We start from the raw sequence: 263 nt of genomic DNA, 5'->3' as shown, positions 1-263 counted from the left end.
TGCTGGCGGGCGGCAAGCGCTTCACCGTGCTGCGGCGCGAAGAGCGGCTGGAGCGGCTGGAGATGAACGGCGTCCTGACCGCGACGCTGGCGGTCGAGGGGTTGCGGCTGGGCGACGTGCTGCGCCTGACGATCTCGACGACGAACAAGGACGCGGCGCTCGGCGGCAAGGTCCAGACGATCGCGCAACTTCCCGTCGCGCCGGTCCGCGCGGGCCTTGCCCGCATCCGCCTGACCTGGCCTGAGAAGGATGCGGTTCAGTGG

The 263-nt window shown here is 71.1% G+C and carries 1 protein-coding gene; it reads left to right on the top strand.

All coding sequences use genetic code 11. The annotated features are described in order from the left end of the window. Nucleotides 1-263 (top strand): DUF3857 domain-containing protein (locus AC0IYH_RS32085; protein WP_471838346.1); only part of this gene is annotated, 263 nt, incomplete at both ends.

This window comes from Pseudomonas sp. AC463, assembly GCF_979253585.1.
Note: the sequence above shows the minus strand (reverse complement) of the source record. Positions and strands in the feature narration are given on the sequence as shown.